The 819-nt window shown below is 60.4% G+C and carries 2 protein-coding genes; both read left to right on the top strand.

What is annotated here, in order from left to right; all coding sequences use genetic code 11:
• The coding region (locus RZ1_RS29480; protein ID WP_139282086.1) for an alpha/beta hydrolase at positions 1 to 259 on the top strand (259 nt) is incomplete at its 5' end.
• Positions 256 to 486, top strand: coding sequence for an antibiotic biosynthesis monooxygenase (locus tag RZ1_RS29840; protein ID WP_083584026.1), 231 nt, complete (start codon positions 256 to 258; stop codon positions 484 to 486). The genes RZ1_RS29480 and RZ1_RS29840, both read left to right, overlap by 4 nt.
• The last annotated feature ends 333 nt before the right edge of the window (positions 487 to 819 follow it).

Below are 819 nucleotides of genomic sequence, written 5' to 3'. Positions count from 1 at the left end.
TCGGGAAACGCCCTACGGGTCACCGCTTCATGCGAATCTCGAGAAGATGCCCCCCACCCTGATCTTCGTGGGAACCGACGAGGGGTTGTTCGATGACTCTGTCCGGCTTGCCGATCGAATCAAGAACGCTGGTGGCAGCGTCACACTTGAGATCGGCGAGGGCATGATCCACATCTACCCGCTCTTCAACTTCCTCCCCGAGGCAAAGACGGCACTCGAGATCGCAGGTCGCTTCCTGCGTGAGAGGTTCGAGACGTGACCGCCACCAAATCCCAGCAGCGACACGCCGACGCTGCAACCACCACGGCGCGTGGTGATGATGTCGTTGCCGTGGCAGTGTTCACCGCAGCCAGCGGGCGGACGCTCGATCTGGAGGCCGCGTTGCGTACAGCGGTGAAAGCTGTGCATGAGGAGGTCGGTTGTCGGCGATATGCGCTCCACCGAGTCACCCGCGGCGAGGGAGACTTCGTGATCATTGAGCATTAGGACTCCGGGGAAGCGCTGGCGAACCATGGTGCGAGTGCGCCGTTTACCGAACTCAAGCGCGCTTTGGAGGGCTCGGAGGAAAGCCCCTTCACAGTTACGTTGCTCATGCCCATGCCTGAGGGGAAAGGGGAGCTCGGCGTTCTGTGAGCCCTTCCTGGATCGCTGACTGACAATTGAAAATGGCCTGCAGGCTATCGGCGGACGTTATTCGCGCCCACCGATAGCCTGCAGGCCGAGGCATCGATGTCCGAGGTCATTAGCTGCAGCGGCTTCGATAATTAAGGTTACTGGCACAGCTCGAGCGCAGGCAGATTCACCACATGAGTCTGTCGG

The organism is Rhodococcus zopfii NBRC 100606 = JCM 9919 (genome assembly GCF_001895025.1).
Classification (GTDB): domain Bacteria; phylum Actinomycetota; class Actinomycetes; order Mycobacteriales; family Mycobacteriaceae; genus Rhodococcus; species Rhodococcus zopfii.
This window is presented reverse-complemented; position numbering and strand designations above follow the sequence as displayed.